General features: G+C 62.7%; 14 protein-coding genes. 6 read left to right on the top strand and 8 right to left on the bottom strand.

Annotation, left to right across the window (positions count from 1 at the left end; translation table 11 throughout):
- Nucleotides 1–45: 45 nt before the first annotated feature.
- The 6 genes from NKK47_RS02205 to NKK47_RS02230 all read right to left on the bottom strand — a co-directional run bounded on the left by NKK47_RS02205 (nt 46) and on the right by NKK47_RS02230 (nt 8,249).
- Complete coding sequence (locus tag NKK47_RS02205) at nt 46–1,221, bottom strand: MFS transporter (RefSeq protein WP_023679978.1); 1,176 nt, start codon at nt 1,219–1,221, stop codon at nt 46–48.
- Between the two features lie 16 nt (nt 1,222–1,237).
- Complete coding sequence (locus NKK47_RS02210; protein ID WP_352455650.1) at nt 1,238–1,972, bottom strand: NUDIX hydrolase; 735 nt, start codon at nt 1,970–1,972, stop codon at nt 1,238–1,240.
- 72 nt (nt 1,973–2,044) lie between these two features.
- Nucleotides 2,045–2,497, bottom strand: coding sequence for a DUF983 domain-containing protein (locus tag NKK47_RS02215; RefSeq protein WP_023679976.1), 453 nt, complete (start codon nt 2,495–2,497; stop codon nt 2,045–2,047).
- Nucleotides 2,497–4,803, bottom strand: a complete 2,307-nt coding sequence (gene rnr, locus NKK47_RS02220) for a ribonuclease R (protein WP_502896617.1) — start codon at nt 4,801–4,803, stop codon at nt 2,497–2,499. Before rnr ends, NKK47_RS02215 begins: the two co-directional genes overlap by 1 nt.
- Before the next feature lie 6 nt (nt 4,804–4,809).
- A complete protein-coding gene (gene topA, locus NKK47_RS02225; protein WP_352455651.1) occupies nt 4,810–7,425 on the bottom strand; it encodes a type I DNA topoisomerase in 2,616 nt (871 codons plus the stop codon).
- A 446-nt stretch (nt 7,426–7,871) separates the two neighbouring features.
- On the bottom strand, nt 7,872–8,249 hold the full coding sequence (locus NKK47_RS02230) for a COG4315 family predicted lipoprotein (RefSeq protein WP_352455652.1): 378 nt from the start codon (nt 8,247–8,249) through the stop codon (nt 7,872–7,874).
- Between the two features lie 187 nt (nt 8,250–8,436).
- Here NKK47_RS02230 and NKK47_RS02235 point away from each other — a divergent pair, with 187 nt between their 5' ends.
- On the top strand, nt 8,437–9,183 hold the full coding sequence (locus NKK47_RS02235; RefSeq protein ID WP_031212847.1) for a cytochrome c biogenesis CcdA family protein: 747 nt from the start codon (nt 8,437–8,439) through the stop codon (nt 9,181–9,183).
- Nucleotides 9,184–9,236: 53 nt separating this feature from the next.
- Here NKK47_RS02235 and NKK47_RS02240 read toward each other — a convergent pair whose 3' ends face one another.
- Nucleotides 9,237–10,142 (bottom strand): SDR family oxidoreductase, encoded by a 906-nt coding sequence (locus NKK47_RS02240; RefSeq protein ID WP_023679971.1) that lies wholly within the window; start codon nt 10,140–10,142, stop codon nt 9,237–9,239.
- Nucleotides 10,143–10,270: 128 nt separating this feature from the next.
- Here NKK47_RS02240 and NKK47_RS02245 point away from each other — a divergent pair, with 128 nt between their 5' ends.
- Together NKK47_RS02245 and glmU are read left to right on the top strand one after the other, a co-directional pair.
- Entirely contained in the window at nt 10,271–11,218 is a 948-nt protein-coding gene (locus tag NKK47_RS02245; RefSeq protein WP_352455653.1) for an AraC family transcriptional regulator, read from the top strand.
- Nucleotides 11,219–11,348: 130 nt separating this feature from the next.
- Nucleotides 11,349–12,710 (top strand): bifunctional UDP-N-acetylglucosamine diphosphorylase/glucosamine-1-phosphate N-acetyltransferase GlmU, encoded by a 1,362-nt coding sequence (glmU, locus tag NKK47_RS02250; RefSeq protein ID WP_352574949.1) that lies wholly within the window; start codon nt 11,349–11,351, stop codon nt 12,708–12,710.
- 1 nt (nt 12,711) lies between these two features.
- Here glmU and NKK47_RS02255 read toward each other — a convergent pair whose 3' ends face one another.
- Nucleotides 12,712–13,065, bottom strand: coding sequence for a hypothetical protein (locus NKK47_RS02255; protein WP_023679968.1), 354 nt, complete (start codon nt 13,063–13,065; stop codon nt 12,712–12,714).
- A 227-nt stretch (nt 13,066–13,292) separates the two neighbouring features.
- Between NKK47_RS02255 and glmS the strand changes: the two genes are divergently transcribed.
- The 3 genes from glmS (at nt 13,293) to NKK47_RS02270 (ending at nt 15,847) form a co-directional block, all read left to right on the top strand.
- Nucleotides 13,293–15,116: a glutamine--fructose-6-phosphate transaminase (isomerizing) gene (gene glmS, locus NKK47_RS02260; RefSeq protein ID WP_352455656.1), complete on the top strand. Its 1,824-nt coding sequence runs from the start codon at nt 13,293–13,295 to the stop codon at nt 15,114–15,116.
- 112 nt (nt 15,117–15,228) lie between these two features.
- Nucleotides 15,229–15,510, top strand: a complete 282-nt coding sequence (locus NKK47_RS02265; protein WP_023680028.1) for a type II toxin-antitoxin system RelE/ParE family toxin — start codon at nt 15,229–15,231, stop codon at nt 15,508–15,510.
- A 37-nt stretch (nt 15,511–15,547) separates the two neighbouring features.
- A complete protein-coding gene (locus NKK47_RS02270; RefSeq protein ID WP_031212869.1) occupies nt 15,548–15,847 on the top strand; it encodes a HigA family addiction module antitoxin in 300 nt (99 codons plus the stop codon).
- Nucleotides 15,848–15,864 lie beyond the last annotated feature (17 nt).

Below are 15,864 nucleotides of genomic sequence, written 5' to 3' on the forward strand. Positions count from 1 at the left end.
CAGGAGTTGGTCAGCAGTGGGAGCGATGTCGGCAGCTGGGCCGACTCAGAGGATTTTGCGGAGCAGCCTGGTGCCGACCAGCACGATATAGCAGGCGAAGAACAGGCCGAGCGCCCAACCGAAGCCCGACGGCCCGAAAGCGTCCATGCCGATGCCGATTGCCTGCGGGCCAAGCACCATGCCGACGCCGTAGCAGAGAACGAAGGCGGCGTTGGCGGAGGCCAGTTCGTGGCCGGAAAGCTGGGAGCCGAGGTGAGCAAGACCGATTGTATACATAGCGGCGACCACACCGCCCCAGATGAACAGAAGCGCTGCCATCAAATGCCAGTTATGCGCGAAGAACGGCATGAAGACCGTGCCGGCAAGCCCGACAGTGGCACAGGCCATCAGCAGATAGCGGCGGTCGCTGACGCGGTCGCTGATCATGCCGATCGGGATCTGCAACAGCACATTGCCAAGCCCGATCATGGTGAGCAAAAGGGCGGCGTCCGCCTCTGAGTAGCCGATGCGGCTACCGTAGACCGGGAACAGTGCAAAGCCGCCGGTCTCGACCGCGCCGAACACCAGCACGGCGGCGGTTGCCGTCGGCACCAGCCAGATGTAACGCAGGAAATTGCTGGTTTCGCCGTCCGAGACGATCGTCGGGCTCTCGTTGCGTGCCGCCAGGACCGGTATGGCAGCGAGCGTAACCAAGGCGATGGTAACGCCGAAGGGCAGGAAGCCACTGCTGCCGAGATGGGCGAACAGCCAAGGCCCGGCGGCAAAGCCGAGAGACAGCACGGTGGCATAGATGCCGAGGACCAGTCCGCGCCGGTGTGGCGGCGCCGAGGTGCTGATCCAGAATTCCGACAGGATGAACAGCACCGTCAGCGCGATATGCAGCAGCACGCGCAGCGGAAACCACATCCAGAAAGCTGGCGCGAAATGGAAACCGACAAAGGCCAGCGCTCCGGCCGCAATCATGGCAAGCATCGTCCAGGCGACCCCGAACCGCATGGCAAGCGGAGTGGCGAGCGGCGCGCCGGCGATAGAGGCGAGGCCGGCGACCGCGGTGTTGAGACCGATCATCGACGCGGAATGGCCACGCGTTTCCAGGATCACGCTGAGCAGCGGCATGCCAAGGCCGATGGCAATGCCGACGACGCTGATCGACGAGATCGCCGCGACCATCGGCAGCCAGTGTACGCGTTCCTTGCCCTGCGGCTGGATATCGACTGTCATGGAATGCCTGGCTGCTCTAGAGAATTTCGCGGACGAAGCGATTGCGGACAAGCCGGTAGAACGGCACGGGACCGCCGGGGCTCAGCAGCGGATCCCGGGCGAGCCGGGTTTCCAGCTCCTCCAGGACCGTGCGCGTGATGTCTGGAATATCGGCTTGCCGGGCCTTGGCCAGCGGCAGCCAAACGACGTCTTCCAACTCGTCGGTCGGACCGCCATCCGGCAGTTGCACGGCGACATCGTCGCGCCATGCGGCGAGAAAGCGCGTATCGAAGCGGCGCACCCGGTTGGGCGGGGTGATGGCGCGTGCGACGAAGCGCAGCGCTTGCAGTGATGGGATGACGCCGTGTTCGACAAAGCCCTGCCAGTCGCGCCTGGCGGTTGCGAACACGCCTTTTTGACCGATCAGCAGGCCGGCCTCCTCATAGGCTTCGCGGATTGCCGACAAGGCAATGGCGCGGGCGCGAGCCGGGCTGGTGCGGCCGATGCCAGCGGTCAATCTCGCTTCTTCCTCGGGATGAAGTGCGGTGGCTATCGGGATGCGGCTGTCGGCCGGATCTGTGCGGCCGCCGGGAAACACGAATTTTCCCGGCATGAAGGCATGACGGGCGTGGCGCCGGCCCATCAGCACCAGGAATTCGTCGCCCTTGCGGTCGAGCAGGATCAGCGTCGCGGCGTCGCGCGGGCGTATAGGCTTGGCATCGAGCGCGATCCGCTCAACCTTGTCGATTTCCGCCTTGGTCATAACGTCCATGCGCTCGACCTAGCGGAATCTTCTCCGATGCGGAAGTGGCGTCCAGCCATGCCGATTGCGCCAGCCTCGGTTTCAAGCCTCGGGATGCGACTCGATCAGATCTTCTTCACCGCCAAAGCCGTGCATATAAAATGCCCATTGCAGGCCGATGACAGCGCCCTTGACTGGCTGCAGCAGGACGACGGCGAGAATGATGGTCAATGGCACCCAGATGGCGATGTGCTGCCAGGTCGACAGCGTCGAGGTCGCTTCGACACCCATGAAGGCGCCGAGCACGATGTGGCCGACAATGACCACCACAAGATAGGCCGGCAGGTCGTCGGCGCGATGGTGGTGAAGTTCCTCGCCGCAATGATCGCATTTGTCGACGGTCTTGACGAAGGCGCGAAACAGCTTGCCCTCGCCGCAATGCGGGCAGCGGCCGAGCATGCCGCGCTTCATTGCCGTCCATAGCGGCCGGGCGGTCCGGCCCGAGTGATGTTCGCCGCCGAAAATCCGTTCTTCCACCTGCAGTTCTGTTGGCATTACCGTCTCCTGCCGCGCGAGCCTGGACGCGATTGCGACGCCCGGGCGCGGCCTTTGGCCTTGTGGAACGACCGTTTGGAGCCGGGCAGCGGCTTTGGCTCGGTCAGCATCTCGAAACGCATCGCGCCGGCCATCGGCGCCACCTCGATCAGGCGAACCTCGACGCGATCAGCAAGCTGATAGCCCTTGCCGGTGCGTTCTCCGAAAAGCGATCGAGCAGTTTCGTCGTATATATAGTAGTCGCCGCCCAGGGTTGAAACCGGAATGAAGCCATCCGCGCCATACTGCGGCAATTGGACAAACAGGCCCGATTTGGTGACGCCCGAGATGCGGGCGTCGAAACGGTCGTCGATGCGCTCGGCGAGATAGGCGGCGATCAGCCGGTCGACCGTGTCGCGCTCGGCGGCCATCGCGCGCCGCTCGGTCGCCGAAATCAGCGCCGAGACCTCTTCCAGCCGCTCCGCCTCGTCCTGCGTCAGGCCCCCCGGACCAAGGCCGAGTGCGGCAATCAGCCCGCGATGCACGATCAGGTCGGCATATCTGCGGATCGGCGAGGTGAAATGCGCGTAGCGCTTCAGGTTGAGGCCGAAATGGCCGATATTGGCGGGCGAATATTCGGCCTGGCTCTGCGAGCGCAGCACCACTTCGTTGACCAGCCCCTCATTGTCGGCGCCGCGCACGCGAGCGAGGATGCCGTTGAACTGGTTCGGCCGCATTTGCGCGCCGCGCGCCAGCGACATGCCGAGCGTCTGCAGGAATTCACGCAACGATTCCTGCTTGGCGAGCGAGGGCGCATCGTGGATGCGGTAGACCAGCGCCTGGCGCTTCGCCTCGAGTGTCTCGGCGGCGGCGACATTGGCCTGGATCATGAACTCTTCGATCAGCTTGTGCGCGTCGAGCCGCTCCGGCACGACGACCTTGTCGACGGTGCCGTCCTGCTTGAGCAGGATCTTGCGCTCGGGCAGATCGAGCTCAAGCGGCTGGCGCGTGTCGCGGCCGCGCTTCAGGATCGCGTAGGCGTCCCATAGCGGCTTCAGCACCGTATCGAGGATCGGGCCAGTCGTGTCATCCGGTGCGCCGTCGATCGCCGCTTGCGCCTGCTGATAGGCGAGTTTCGCCGCCGATTTCATCATGACGCGATGGAAGGAGTGTCTGAGTTTGTGGCCATCGGCCGAGAAAGTCATCCGCACCGCTATCGCCGGACGATCCTGGCCTTCGCGCAGTGAACAGAGGTCGTTCGAGATGCGCTCCGGCAGCATCGGCACGACGCGGTCGGGGAAATAGACCGAATTGCCGCGCTTCAGCGCTTCGCGATCGAGCGCCGTGGCATAGCGCACGTATGCAGCGACATCCGCAATGGCGACGGTGACAACCACGCCGCCGGCGTTCTTCTCGTCGGTGTCGGGCATAGCGAACACCGCGTCGTCATGATCCTTGGCGTCGGCCGGATCGATGGTGAGCAGCGGCAGCTCGCGCCAATCCTCGCGGCCGGCAAGCGTCGCCGGCTTGACCGCCTCCGCCTCGGCGATAACGTCGGCGGGGAAAATATGCGGAATGTCGTGTGCGTGGATGGCGATCATCGAGACCGCCTTTTCGCTGGTCAGCGACCCCAACACCGCCAGAACCTTGGCTCGCGGCAGCCCGTAGCGCGAGGCCCGCGCCGGCTCGACCTCGACCAGGTCGCCGTTCTTGGCGCCGTTCTGGAATTCCTTGTCGACGACCAGCTCCGGCTGACGCCTTTCCACCGGCTCGATGCGGAACGTGCCGTCCTTCAGCACACGGAAAACGCCGAGAACCGCATCGGTGCGCTTCTCGAATATCTTCATCACCCGGCCGGTATAGGCCGGGCCTGCCGGATCGTCGGTCGGAAAGGTCTTGGCCAGCACGCGGTCGCCGATGCCCGGCGTCGGGCCATTGCCGCCGCGCGACACGCGGATCGCTATGACCGGAGGTTCGCCATTGCCGATCGCTTCGGTCGGGTGCGCCAGCAGCACACCGTCGGCGTCACGGCCGAAGATGTCGAGCACCGCGACGTGGGGCAGGGCGCCGACACGGGCAAGCCGCTTGCGCTCCTTGGTCAGCAGGCCTTCATCCTGCAGGTCGCGCAAGACGTCCTTCAGCCAGATACGGTCTTCGCCGCGTAGCGCAAACGCCTTGGCGATGTCGCGTTTTCCGGCGCGGTCCGGATTTTCGGCGATGTAACGCAGTATCTCGTCGCGTGAAGGCCGGTAATTGTCCCTGACCTTGGCACGGGTATCGGCGGTGCGCAGATCGCCGTGGCTTCTTCCGGAGACTTTGCGCGCCAATCCGTCCTATCCCTTTTTCCTGGCCGCCGGTTTTTTGGCCGCAGCCGGTTTCTTCGCAGGCGCGGCCGCTTTGCGGAAGGGCTTCCTGGCGCCGTTGCCGCCCTTGGCTTCCTTTTCCGCAATGAGCGCCACCGCATCCTCGATCGTCACCGATTGCGGATCCTTGCCCTTCGGCAGCGTCGCATTGACCTTGCCGAAATTCACATAAGGCCCGTATTTGCCGTCGCGCACGACTATCTTGCCGCCGCCGGCAGGATGCTCGCCCAGTTCCTTGAGCGCAGCGGCTGTGCCGCCATTGCGGCCGCCTTTGCCCTTCAATTGCTTCTCGGCGATCACCGAGACGGCGCGATTGAGGCCGATCGAGAACACGTCCTCGATGCTGTCGAGATTGGCGTAGGTGCCGTCATGCAGCACGAACGGCCCGTAGCGCCCCAGCCCGGCCGAAATCATCTTGCCGGATTCCGGATGCTTGCCGACGTCGCGCGGCAGCGACAACAAGGCGAGCGCCTTTTCGTGATCGATCGAATCGACCGTCCAGCCCTTGGGCAGACTGGAACGCTTGGCATCCTTGCCGTCGCCGCGCTGGATATAGGGGCCGAACCGGCCATTGCGCAGCGTGATCTCCTCGGCGGTATAGGGGTCCTTGCCGAGCACTTTGGTGCCGTCTTCACCACCGCCGTTCTCGCCATTGGGATTGGCGGCGTCGCCGAGCTGGCGGGTGAAGGAGCATTCGGGATAGTTCGAACAGCCGACGAAGGCGCCGAACTTGCCGAGCTTCAGCGACAGGTTGCCGGTGCCGCATTTCGGACAGATACGCGGGTTCGAACCGTCTTCGCGCGCGGGAAAGACCAGCGGCGCCAGTTCCTCGTTCAATGCATCGAGGACGTCGGTGACGCGCAACTCCTTGATGTCGGCGACGGCGCCGGAAAAATCCTTCCAGAAATCGCGCAGCACGTCCTTCCATGCGAGCTTGCCGTCGGAAATCTCGTCGAGCTTTTCCTCCAGCGAAGCGGTGAAGTCGTACTCGACATAACGCTCGAAGAAGCTTTCGAGGAAGGCCGACAATAGCCGGCCCTTTGCCTGCGGCACCAGCTTGCGCTTGTCGATGGTGACATAGTCACGATCCTCGAGCGTCTTCAGGATCGCCGTATAAGTCGACGGCCGGCCGATGCCCAACTCTTCCAGCTTCTTGATCAGCGAAGCTTCCGAATAACGCGGCGGCGGCTCGGTGGTGTGCTGGGTGGCGTTGATCGCCTCGCGTGTGAGCTGCTCGCCGGCACGGATCTCGGGCAGGCGGCGGCTTTCCTCGTCTTCCGAATCTTCTTCCTTCTGCTCGATGTAAGCGGCAAGGAAGCCGTCGAAGCGAACAACCGAGCCTACAGCGCGAAGCTCGGCGGTGCGCGGGCCGTTGACTGCCTCTATCTCGACCGTGGTGCGCTCTATCTCGGCCGGCTGCATCTGGCTGGCGATGGCGCGTTTCCAGATCATCTCGTAAAGCCGCGCCTGGTCGGCGTCGAGATACTGCTTGACGGAAGCCGGCGTGCGCATGAAATCGGTCGGACGGATCGCTTCGTGCGCCTCCTGGGCATTCTTGGCCTTGGCGGAATAGTAGCGCGGCTTTTCAGGCAGGTATTTAGGGCCGAATTCCTTGGCAATCGCATCGCGTGCGGCAGAGATCGCCTCCGGTGCCATCTGCACGCCATCGGTCCGCATATAGGTGATCAGGCCGGTGGTCTCACCGCCGATCTCCATGCCCTCATAGAGCCGCTGCGCCACCTGCATGGTGCGATTGGCCGAAAAGCCGAGACCCGATGAGGCTGCCTGCTGCAGCGTCGAGGTGGTGAAGGGCGGCCCGGGATTGCGCTTGGTCGGCTTCGCTTCGACAGACGCCGCCTTGAAGCTGGCGCCTTCGAGCATCGCTTTGATGTCGTCGGCCTGCGCCTTGTTGGAAATGTCGAGCTTTTGCAGCTTCTTGCGCTCGAAGGCGGTCAGCCGCGCCTCGAAATTTTCCTTGCGCGGCGTACCGAGAATGGCGGCGACCTGCCAGTATTCCTCGCGGATGAAGCGCTCGATCTCGGATTCGCGGTCGCAGACCAGACGCAGCGCCACCGACTGGACGCGGCCGGCGGAGCGGGCGCCGGGCAGCTTGCGCCACAGCACGGGCGACAGCGTGAAGCCGACCAGATAGTCGAGCGCGCGGCGGGCGAGATAGGCATCGACCAGCGGCGCGTCGATCTGGCGCGGATTGGCCATCGCCTCCAGCACGGACGCCTTGGTGATGGCGTTGAAGACGACGCGGCTGACCGGCTTGTCCTTCAACGCGCGCTTTTGCTTCAGCACTTCCAGGACATGCCAGGAGATCGCTTCGCCCTCGCGGTCCGGATCGGTGGCGAGGATCAGCCCGTCGGCGTCCTTGACCGCCTTGGCAATATCGGCGAGACGCTTTCCAGACGCGGTGTCGACGGCCCAGGACATGGCAAAGTCCTCATCCGGACGCACCGAGCCATCCTTGGCCGGCAGATCGCGGACATGGCCGAACGAGGCCAGAACCTTGTAGTTCTTGCCGAGATATTTGTTGATTGTCTTCGCCTTGGCCGGCGATTCGACGACGACGACGTCCATACGGTCTCATATCAGTTGTGATGCGGCAGAAGAATTCCGCTGCGCGCGACGAAATCTCGTTCAATGTGTCGCTCACATGGCCGCGCTTTTGCATCCGGTCAAGGCCAAGCAGTCAAAATGCGGCCCTGTACCGAATGTGCAACCTAACGGCGCCATGCGATTTTCCGCAATCCTGGATAAGGGAAATGGCCAGCCTATCACTGGACAAGCCCGGCAATTGATCCTGGAGAACGGGACAAACTCTCCCGCGGATATAAGAGAAACATCGAGCACGCGCCAGCCCTGCTTGAACAGATGCTGTGAAGCGCGCAATCGGTAGCCCGGCATTTTGCTCGGACAGTCGCAAGGAAGTACCGTGCTGAAAAGCTGGCCGCCAGGGCGGTTGGGTCGAGTTCCCAGCGACCAACCGTGTTACCGCCTGTTACAGCCGATCAGAAGCTCAAGGCCTAGTCGGCCTTGGCGATGTGCCAGACGCCGCCGACACCCTCGCCGGTCACGTCGCCGGTCTTCTTGTCCTTGATGAACGTGTAGAGCGGCTTACCTTCGTAGGCCCACATCCTGGTGCCGTCGGTGCGGTCGACGATCGTCCACTCGCCCTCGGCCTTGGCGTTGGCGTCAGCCTTCAGCGGCGGCCAATTGGCGGCGCATTTGTCGTAGCAGTTCGACTTGCCCGCCTCGTCCTTGTCGTAGGTGTAGAGCGTCATGCCGCTGGCGTCGGTGTAGATCTTGGTGCCGCCGACCTCCGCTTCCTTCCACGCCTCGGCGGCGAAGGATGCGGCAGTGCCGAGCAAAAGCGCGGCCATGCCAATTGGGATCGTTTTCATGGACTTCTCCCTGGATCATTCGAAAAGCGCGCGGAACAACGCAGCTTCGTTTGATCAACGCTGCCTGGCTGCCCTTTCTTCCCGGGCGGGCGTCGACTTGCTACCCAATGTGATGGGGCCACGCGATGGTGATTGGCGGACGACCGCCGTCGCGGCTATATGGCTGCGCAGTCATCGGGAGACGGAAATGGCATTGGACGTCGGCTATGTCAGTGCGATCGGGGCGGGAGCGATTTCCTTCCTGTCCCCCTGCGTGCTGCCGCTGGTGCCGCCTTACCTGTGCTATATGGCCGGCGTGTCGGTCGACGATTTTCGCGGCGAGGCCGGCATTACGGCAAAGGCCGGTGCGCGAGGCGCGCTGGTTAATTCCTCCATCGCCTTCGTGCTCGGCTTCTCGACCGTCTTCGTCGCGCTCGGCGCCGGTGCCTCGACCATCGGCCATCTGCTGCGGGTCTGGCAGGAGCCGCTGGCAATGGCGGCCGGCGTGCTGATCATCCTGATGGGGCTGAATTTCCTCGGCGTACTGCGCATCCCTTTGCTTTCACGCGAGGCGCGCTTCCAGTCACAAGGCAAGCCGGCCAGCCTGATCGCCGCTTACGTAATGGGCCTGGCCTTCGCCTTTGGCTGGACGCCCTGTATCGGCCCGGTGCTGGGGCCGATCCTGACGCTTGCCGGCGGCCGCGAGACGGTGGGCGAGGGCGCGCTGCTGCTTGCCGCCTATTCGCTCGGCCTCGGTATTCCCTTCCTCGTTGCGGCGCTGTTTTCAGGCGCCTTCATGCGCTTTCTCGGGAAATTCCGCGTCCATCTCGGCCGCGTCGAAAAGGCCATCGGCGCGTTGCTGGTGGTCGCCGGCGTGTTTTTCCTGACCGGCGGCGTGCAGGCGGTGTCCTATTGGTTGCTCGAGAATTTTCCGGTGCTGGGGCAATTGGGATAGGTTTGCCGCCCGGCCGAAGCGCGAGGCCGTAGCTGCGGCGCAGGGCACCGCAGCTACGCGGTCCATTCACCTTCGAAATAGCCCGGCTGGTCGATATCGGCGATGAGCCCGGGTCCGCTCGGCGCCCACCCCAGCAGCGCGCGAGTCCGCTCGCTCGAGGTCGGGACATCCATCGCCGCGAACATCGCGAACCAGCCAAAATGATCGGCGGCTTCTTCCGCGGACTTGGCGACGACCGGCACGTTCAGGCGCCGGCCGATCACGCCGGCGATGTCCTTGAACGGCACGCCTTCTTCGGCGATCGCGTGATATCGCCCGCCATCGGCTCCATGCTCGAGCGCAAGCCGGTAAACGCGGGCGGCATCGAACCGATGCACGGCAGGCCAGCGATTGAGCCCTTCGCCGATATAGGCCGACACGCCCTTCTTGCGAGCGAGGTCGATGAGAATAGGAACGAAGGCGTGGTCGCCTTGGCCATGGACCGACGGAGGAAGGCGCACAACCGACGCGCGCACGCCGCGTGCCGCCAGCGCGGCGGCTGTCGCTTCGGAGGCGCGGGGATACGAAGCGGAAGAGGGGACAGGCGCATCTTCCTCGGTCGCGATACGGCCCCGCGCCTGGAGCGCGGTTCCGGAGGTGACGAGCAGGGGCCGCTCGGAGCCTTCGAGTGCACCGCCCAAGGCCTCGATGGCGCGCCGGTCCATCTCGCAATTTTGCGCGAATTTCGAGAAGTCGTGGTTGAAGCCGGTATGGATCACTCCATCAGCTGCCGCTGCGCCCCTGCTGAGGCTTTCGAGGTCTTCGAGGTCACCTCGATGCACCTCGGCTCCGGTGGCTGCAAGCGACTTGGCCGACGCCGCCGAGCGGGCGAGGCCGAGCACCTGATGGCCGGCGCCGATGAGTTCTTGAACGACGGCAGAACCGACGAATCCGGTCGCTCCGGTAACGAAAACACGCATCACGACTTCTCTTGTTCGTTTCTGACCACGACCATTTTCGCGGCACAGTTGTGTCGTGATAGGCGCTTGAGAAAATACGATCTATGCGGTAAAGTCGGTATTATCTTCGCAATCGTCCGGAATGACCTGTGGATCCCCTTTCAGATGTGCTCTCGCTGCTGAAGCCGCGAAACTATATGTCGGCCGGTTTCGATGCTGGTGGTGAATGGTCGATCCAGTTCCCCGACCAGCAGCAAAGCATCAAGACCGGAGCGGTGATCTCCGGCCGGTGCTGGCTATTAGTGGAGGGCGTTGCCGACGCAGTGCGCCTTGAGACGGGCGACTGCTTCCTGCTGCCGAGTGGACGGCCTTTCCGCCTTGCAAGCGACATGAGCTTGTCGCCTGTTGAAGCCGTCAAGATTTTTCCGCCAGCGCGGGCCGGCGGTGTCGTGACCCACAATGGCGGCGGTGATTTCTTTCTGGTCAGCAGCCGCTTCGCGCTTGGCGGCAATCATGCCGGCATCCTGTTGCGGATGCTGCCAGCCATTGTGCATATCCGCAAAGAGTCGGACCAGTCGGCGCTGCGCTGGTCGGTGGAGCGGATGATGCAGGAGCTGCGCGAGTCACAGCCGGGCGGCTTTCTGGTGATCCAGCACCTCGCCCACATGATGCTGGTTCAGGCGCTGCGGCTGCATCTTTCGGAAGGATTGAAAGGCGGCATCGGCTGGCTCTTTGCCCTCGCGGACAAACAGATCGGCGCGGCGATCAGCGCCATGCATGACGATCCGGCGCATGGCTGGACGTTACAGGAACTGGCGGAACGGGCCGGCATGTCGCGATCGACCTTTGCGCTCAGATTCAAGGAGACGGTTGGCGCGTCGCCGATGGACTATTTGACGCGGTGGCGAATGCTGCTGGCCGGCGACCGGCTGACGAATTCCAGCGATCCCGTCGCCGTCATAGCGCTTTCGCTCGGCTACGAATCCGAAAGCGCCTTCAGCACAGCCTTCAAGCGGGTCATGAACTGTTCGCCACGGCAATACGGCCGTGGCCGAGCCTCCAGTTTCGCATCACGCAACGAGGCGGAAGCCGCCTGAGCCGATCGGCTTGAGCGTGTCGCGGGTTGGAGGTTCCACCGTCTCACCGGAATTTAACCGCATTGGTGCAGCATGGCGCCGGTGCTACTAACGCTTCGATTCCAGACCCCTTTCAACGGTTGCTGTCCCCATGAGCCAGAGATCCTGCCTGTCCATCATCCTCGCCGCCGGCGAAGGCACGCGCATGAAGAGTGCAGTGCCGAAAGTGCTGCACACAATCGCCGGCCTGCCGATGGTTGCCCATGTTGTGAAGGCGGCCGAGGCCGCGGGCAGCGGCGAGTTGGCGCTGGTGATCGGCCATGGCGCCGATGAGATGCGCAAGGCCGCACTCAAGTTTGCGCCGAAGGCCGAGGCTTTCGTTCAGGAAAAACGTCTCGGCACCGCGCACGCCGTGCTTGCCGCACGCGCAGCAATATCAAAAGGTTATGACGACATCTTGGTGATGTTTGGCGACACGCCGTTGATCGATCCGGAAGCGCTCGCGGCGGCGCGGCTGAAGCTGGCGGAAGGTGCGGCCGTCGTCGTGGTCGGCTTCCGTACGGAAAATCCTTCGGGCTACGGCCGGCTTATCGAAAAGGCCGGCAAGCTCGTGGCCATCCGCGAGGAGAAGGACTGCTCGGACGAGGAGAAGAAAATCACCTTCTGCAATGGCGGGCTGATGGCGGTCGCCGGCAGGCACGCGCTGAAGCTGCTCGATGAAGTCGGCAGCAAGAACGCCAAGGGCGAGTATTATCTCACCGACATCGTCGAGATCGCCGCTGCGCAGGGTTTTGATGTGGTCGCCACCGAAGCAAGTTTCGAGAACGCGCTCGGCATCAACAACCGTGCCGAGCTTGCCCAGGCGGAAGGTATCTGGCAGGCGCGCCGCCGGCGCGAGGCGATGCGTTCCGGCGTTACGCTGATCGCGCCCGAAACCGTGTTCTTCTCGCACGATACCGAGATCGGTGCCGACACGATCGTGGAGCCCAATGTCTGGTTCGGACCGGGCGTGAAAATCGCGACGGGCGCCAAGATCCATGCCTTCAGCCATATCGAAGGCGCCACCATCGCGTCGAATTGCGATGTCGGGCCGTTCGCGCGGCTGCGGCCCGGGGCCGATCTGAGAAACAAGGCCAAGGTCGGCAATTTCTGCGAGGTCAAGCAGGCGATCGTCGAGGAGGGCGCGAAGGTCAACCATCTGACCTATATCGGCGATGCCCGCATCGGCGCCGGTGCCAATATCGGCGCCGGCACCATCACCTGCAATTATGACGGCTATTCGAAATTCTTCACCGATATCGGCGAGGGCGCCTTCATAGGCTCGAACTCCTCGCTGGTGGCGCCGGTGTCGATCGGCAAGGGCGGCTACATCGCCTCGGGCAGCGTCATCACCGAAAGCGTACCCGACGATGCGCTGGCCTTCGGCCGCGCCCGCCAGCGGACTCTAGCCGGCAAGGGCAAGGAGTTGCGAGAGCGTTTTTCTCAGGCCGCGGTGGCCCGTAAAAAAGGGTAGACTAGCGGAACTCGGCGACAAGCTGGATTTCGCCAACGATTGCATCGTTGAAGGCCGACAGGTCTTCGGCCGGGATCCAGTATTCCAGATGCGCCCGGCTGCCGGCATGCTGGACGCTGTAACGGTCCAGAAAGCTGCGACGCACCTCGAAACGCGTCACGAAACCTGATCCGCTCGCGGGCACATTCCAGTCTCGGGCGATCTGGGTGGCATAGGCCTCGCTGGTGACCGGATAGAAGATCGGCTGATCGGCAAGTCGAGGAGGAAAGGCGCGCATCCCTGCCCTCTGGATCAACTCCAGTTCGCGGGGCCCAACCGGACGCCAAAGCGTCACCGTGTCAATTCGTTCGTTCATAGCCGCATCATGTCTTTGACTGATTTCTGGAGCCGTTGAGCCGAGATAGGATACATAAGCGGAGAAACTGAGCAATTGCAGTAACCGGATTGCAAGTGCGCGCTGTCATGGTGCATCTGTGCAGGATAGTCCGGCTGATACCGGACGAAATGGAATGTGATTTTTCGCGACAGCCCGGCAGTCTCTAAATAGCGCCGGGTTTGAGGTCGGAATCGGGGGCAAGCGCCATGTGCGGTATCGTTGGAATTGTCGGTAACTCGCCGGTCGCGCCGCTTATCGTCGATGCGCTGAAAAGGCTCGAATATCGCGGCTATGACTCGGCCGGCGTCGCCACGATCGAGCACGGCAGGCTTGACCGCCGCCGCGCCGAGGGCAAGCTGGTCAATCTCGAGCGCCGGCTGAAGGACGAACCGCTCGACGGCATGATCGGCATCGGCCACACGCGCTGGGCCACACATGGCGTTCCGAACGAGAGCAATGCGCATCCGCATTTTTCCGACGGCGTCGCCATCGTCCATAACGGCATCATCGAGAATTTCGCCGAATTGCGCGACGAGCTGATGCGCGACGGCTACAGTTTCGCCTCGCAGACCGATACCGAAGTCGTCGCTCATTTGGTGGCGCGCGAACTGGCCAAGGGGCTGAAGCCGGTTGAGGCGGCGCACAAGGCGCTGAAGCGGCTGGAAGGCGCCTTTGCGCTCGCCATCATGTTCAAGGGCGACGAGGATCTGATCGTCGGCGCCCGCAACGGCCCGCCGCTCGCCGTCGGTCATGGCGATGGCCAGATGTTCCTTGGCTCCGACGCCATTGCGCTTGCCCCTTTCACCAATTCGATCACCTATCTGGAAGACGGCGACTGGGCGGTGGTGCGCCGCAACGAGGTCGATATCTTCGACATGGGCGGCAACAAGGTCGACCGCAAACGCCAACAGTCGCTCAGCACGAGCTTCATGGTCGACAAAGGCAACCGCCGCCATTTCATGGAAAAGGAAATCCATGAGCAGCCGGAAGTGATCTCGCACACGCTGGCGCATTATGTTGATTTCGTCAGCGGCGTCTCGAAGCCGCTCGACCTGCCGTTCGATTTCGCCAAGATCGACCGGCTGGCGATCTCGGCCTGCGGCACCGCCTATCTCGCCGGGCTGATCAGCAAATACTGGTTCGAGCGCTATGCGCGGCTGCCGGTCGACATCGATGTCGCTTCGGAGTTCCGCTATCGCGAGATGCCGCTGTCGAAGAACGATGCCGCTTTCTTCATCTCGCAATCGGGTGAGACCGCCGACACGCTGGCGTCGCTGCGCTACTGCCGCAAGGCCGGCATGAAGATCGGCGCGGTCGTCAATGTGCGCGAATCGACCATGGCGCGCGAATCCGACGTCATCCTGCCGACGTTGGCCGGCCCGGAGATCGGCGTCGCTTCGACCAAGGCGTTCACCTGCCAACTTTCCGTGCTGGCCTCGCTGGCGGTGCGGGCGGGCGTGGCGCGCGGAACGATTTCGCAGGAGCAGGAGAAAACGCTGATACGCGAGCTGTCGGAAGCGCCGCGTTATGCGAACCAGGTGCTAAAGCTCGACGGGCAGATCGAAAAGGTCGCGCGCGACCTCTCGCACTACAAGAATGTGCTTTATCTCGGCCGCGACACCAATTTTCCGCTGGCCATGGAAGGTGCGCTGAAGCTCAAGGAGATCTCCTACATCCATGCCGAAGGCTATGCTGCCGGCGAGTTGAAACACGGCCCGATCGCGCTGATCGACGAGAACATGCCCGTCATCGTCATCGCGCCGCATGACCGCATCTTCGAAAAGACCGTGTCGAACATGCAGGAGGTCGCGGCACGCGGCGGCAAGATCATCCTGATCACCGACAGCAAGGGCGCCGCACACGCTACGGTGAAGACGATGGAGACGATCGTTTTGCCGGACGTGCCGGAAATCATCTCGCCGATCATCTACGCGCTGCCGATCCAGATGCTCGCCTATTTCACCGCCGTGTTCATGGGCACGGATGTCGACCAGCCTCGCAACCTGGCGAAATCGGTAACGGTGGAATGATCGGTTCCAAACGGCTACCGATAGGGTCCAACGACAATTTAGTATCAGTTATTGATACATATTTCTTGCACCCTGTCTTGTATCAATGTATGATACAAGACGAGGGCAGAAGTTGATCGTTTCGTTCAAAGGCAAAGCGGTGGAAGCGGTTGCCGAGGGGAAGGCACCGAAAGGTTTTCCACCGGATCTGGTTGCCCGCGGCGAACGTCGTCTTCGAGCGAACGAAAACGCCGCACAATTGAACGACCTTCGATCGCCACCCGGAAATCGCCTTGAAGCCCTGAAAGGGAGCAGAGCTGGGCAGCATTCAATTCGTATCAACGACCAATGGCGTATCTGCTTCAAATGGACCAACGCTGGCGCCGAAGAGGTGGAGATCGTCGACTACCATTGAGCGGGCACTTGCCCTAAACCCTTGAGGTCTCTGAACCATGCTCAAGTTCGTTCGTCCAATTCACCCCGGAGAGTTCCTGCGCGAGGAATATCTCGTCCCGCTCGGTATGAGTGCCGGTGCGCTGGCGAAGAAGCTCAATCTTCCTCGTACCCGTATCGAACGCATTGCCAAGGAAGAGATCGGCCTGACTCCTGATACCGCGCTTCGCCTCGCCAGGTTCTTCAACACCACGCCGGAATTCTGGATGAATTTTCAGCAGGCTTATGAACTTGAAACCGAGGCGAAGAAACTCGCACCGGAGCTCGAGAAGATCGAACCGCTGGAAGCCGCGGCATAGTTGATCTTTTAAAAACT

It is taken from the genome of Mesorhizobium sp. M0019, from assembly GCF_040323975.1.
GTDB lineage: Bacteria > Pseudomonadota > Alphaproteobacteria > Rhizobiales > Rhizobiaceae > Mesorhizobium.

What these genes read in the sequence shown, in the direction of transcription:
- glmU (WP_352574949.1), top strand. Translation starts at nt 11,349, where the DNA reads ATGAGCCAGAGATCCTGCCTGTCCATCATCCTCGCCGCCGGCGAAGGC.
- NKK47_RS02235 (WP_031212847.1), top strand. Translation starts at nt 8,437, where the DNA reads ATGGCATTGGACGTCGGCTATGTCAGTGCGATCGGGGCGGGAGCGATT.
- NKK47_RS02230 (WP_352455652.1), bottom strand. Translation starts at nt 8,249, where the DNA reads ATGAAAACGATCCCAATTGGCATGGCCGCGCTTTTGCTCGGCACTGCC.
- glmS (WP_352455656.1), top strand. Translation starts at nt 13,293, where the DNA reads ATGTGCGGTATCGTTGGAATTGTCGGTAACTCGCCGGTCGCGCCGCTT.
- NKK47_RS02215 (WP_023679976.1), bottom strand. Translation starts at nt 2,497, where the DNA reads ATGCCAACAGAACTGCAGGTGGAAGAACGGATTTTCGGCGGCGAACAT.
- NKK47_RS02255 (WP_023679968.1), bottom strand. Translation starts at nt 13,065, where the DNA reads ATGAACGAACGAATTGACACGGTGACGCTTTGGCGTCCGGTTGGGCCC.
- NKK47_RS02210 (WP_352455650.1), bottom strand. Translation starts at nt 1,972, where the DNA reads ATGGACGTTATGACCAAGGCGGAAATCGACAAGGTTGAGCGGATCGCG.
- NKK47_RS02205 (WP_023679978.1), bottom strand. Translation starts at nt 1,221, where the DNA reads ATGACAGTCGATATCCAGCCGCAGGGCAAGGAACGCGTACACTGGCTG.
- topA (WP_352455651.1), bottom strand. Translation starts at nt 7,425, where the DNA reads ATGGACGTCGTCGTCGTCGAATCGCCGGCCAAGGCGAAGACAATCAAC.
- NKK47_RS02240 (WP_023679971.1), bottom strand. Translation starts at nt 10,142, where the DNA reads ATGCGTGTTTTCGTTACCGGAGCGACCGGATTCGTCGGTTCTGCCGTC.
- NKK47_RS02270 (WP_031212869.1), top strand. Translation starts at nt 15,548, where the DNA reads ATGCTCAAGTTCGTTCGTCCAATTCACCCCGGAGAGTTCCTGCGCGAG.